This window comes from Stieleria sp. (assembly GCF_041595215.1).
GTDB lineage: Bacteria > Planctomycetota > Planctomycetia > Pirellulales > Pirellulaceae > Stieleria > Stieleria magnilauensis.
This window is the reverse complement of the sequence record NZ_JBFHKV010001313.1, coordinates 1-2068: the sequence shown is the minus strand read 5'-3', so window position 1 is coordinate 2068 and position 2068 is coordinate 1. Positions and strand designations below refer to the sequence as shown.

The following is a 2068-nucleotide window of genomic DNA, read 5'->3' as shown; positions in this document are numbered from 1 at the left end:
AGGTTGCGGTCGCCGGCATGAATCGAATCAGCTCCTGCCCCGGCATGCGGCTTGGACATAGTCTGCGATGGTCCGTGGCGTTTCGAAGTTTTCGATCGTCACGTCCTCCGGTGGAACCGAGACGCCAAATTCCGTTTCAAGAAACGCGACCAACCGCATGATTCCCATCGAATCGATGTGACCCCCACCGAGCAAGTCGTCGTCCTTGGAAATCGGATCCGCTTGATTTCCCATCAGTTCATGCTGGATGAAAGACATGAGTTTGGGCATCGGGTCGGTGTCGGTCATCGTGGCTTACGTGGTGCGGGAATGAAGGAGCGAAAGAAAAGCATTGCCATTACGTCATCGCGGTGTTTGTCTGGGGGCAACCGATCGGCCGCCGGGATCCGGCGTCACGCCGCGGTCCGTGGTCGAATCGGGGAACGCGTGGTATTCCTGCTGCAGTTTCAAACGGTCGATTTTTCCGCTGGTCGTCCGCGGAAATGCGTCTCGGACGAAAAGCTGCTCCGGGACCGCATAAGGCGGCAGCTGTTCTGCCAATTGCTTTTTGAGGTCACTCGTTTCGGATCGACTCGAATCCTGCAACGTCACCGCGGCGAGCAAGCGACCGGTTTCATTCACCGAGACGCAGAAGGCGGCGGCTTCGACGACCGAGGGATGTTTTGCAATCGCATGTTCGACCTCGTCGAGTTCAATCCGGTAGCCTCGGACTTTGACCTGGCGATCGACCCTGCCCAAGAACTCCAGTTCGCCGTCGTCCCCGCGGCGTACCAGATCGCCCGTCCGATAGAAACGTTTTCCGCTGCCTAGATCAAAATAAAACGTCACCGGGTCGTCACAGCCCAGATGCCAGTAACGGGTCATCATGGTGGAGGAATGAACGAGCAGTTCGCCGACCCCCGTTCCCTGGATGATTTGATCCAGCGGATCGAGAATCAAGCCTTCGGTCTGTTCCCAGAGCGTTCCGATCGGAATCGGCCGTTCGGAAAGTTCCTTCGGTCCGCCCTGAGACGTTGGCGCGATGTGAAAGTAGGTGCATTGATTCACTTCCGCGGGACCGTAGACGTTGCTGATCCACGCGTCGGGCATCAGGCGTCGCAACTGCTGTGCGTGCCGCGGGGCGAGTGGTTCACCGCCGTACAGGATCCAGCGAACACTGGACAGGTCCCGTTGTTCGGGGACGCCTCGCTGAAGCAATTGGACCAGCGCGAAGGGCACCGAATACCAGATCGTGATTCGCTGCGATTCGATCAACGCGGAGAGACTGGCCGGCAGCATGCTGTAGGAGGGAGGAATCAGCACCGTCGTCGCTCCGGCCATCACCGCCGAATAGTAACCGAAGGTCGACATGTCGAAGTGCAGCGGCGACAGATTCGCGATTCGGTCGTCGCCGCTGACGCCGTAGGTCTTGACCGACAGATGGGCGTAGCTGTTGCCGCTGTAATGCGAGTGCACAATGCCCTTTGGCGTGCCGGTCGAACCAGAGGTAAAGATCACGTATGCGGGTTGCGTCCGGTCCATCGGAATCGGATCGATGGGGGCGACCGCATCGAGGGCCGACCAGGGGGTGAAGTCGATGGTCGGCCAATCCGCACCTTCGACGCCGATCACGTGTTGGAGTGGTGTGGCACAGCGATCGAGTTCGTCCAGTGCCGATTCGGCCAGCTTGGTCGTGATGAGATGTCGGACATGGCCGCTTTGCAGGATGCTGCACAGCCGAGTCGGCGGAGCCAAGGGATCCACCGGTACCATGGCCGCGCCGGCTTTCATTGCCCCGTACACACTGATCGGCGTTTCAACGCTGGCTGGAAGACGCACCGCGACGCGGTCACCGGGCCGCACGCCCTGATCACGGAGAACGGTCGCGAGCCGAGACGAACGGTCGTCCAGTTCGGCGTACGTGACGGAGTTGTTGCCGCAGTGAAATGCCACTTGGTCGGGTGTCTTGGACGTCGAACGTGTTAGATTTTCGTGTAGCAGATCCGCCATCGTCAAACTCCAAGCAGTCCCGCAATGATGTTGCGTTGGATGTCCGACGTGCCGGCGTACAAGACGCCGCCGATCGCGT

2 protein-coding genes are annotated in these 2068 nt (G+C 59.7%); both read right to left on the bottom strand.

What is annotated here, in order from left to right; genetic code table 11:
- Positions 1 to 27 precede the first annotated feature (27 nt).
- Complete coding sequence (locus ABX749_RS30875) at positions 28 to 258, bottom strand: acyl carrier protein (protein WP_372899418.1); 231 nt, start codon at positions 256 to 258, stop codon at positions 28 to 30.
- Between the two features lie 84 nt (positions 259 to 342).
- Positions 343 to 1989, bottom strand: coding sequence for an amino acid adenylation domain-containing protein (locus ABX749_RS30870; RefSeq protein ID WP_372899417.1), 1647 nt, complete (start codon positions 1987 to 1989; stop codon positions 343 to 345).
- Between the last annotated feature and the right edge of the window lie 79 nt (positions 1990 to 2068).

Bases quoted from the DNA above. Each gene is read 5' to 3' on its own strand.
- ABX749_RS30875 (WP_372899418.1), bottom strand. From the start codon at position 258: ATGTCTTTCATCCAGCATGAACTGATGGGAAATCAAGCGGATCCGATT.
- ABX749_RS30870 (WP_372899417.1), bottom strand. From the start codon at position 1,989: ATGGCGGATCTGCTACACGAAAATCTAACACGTTCGACGTCCAAGACA.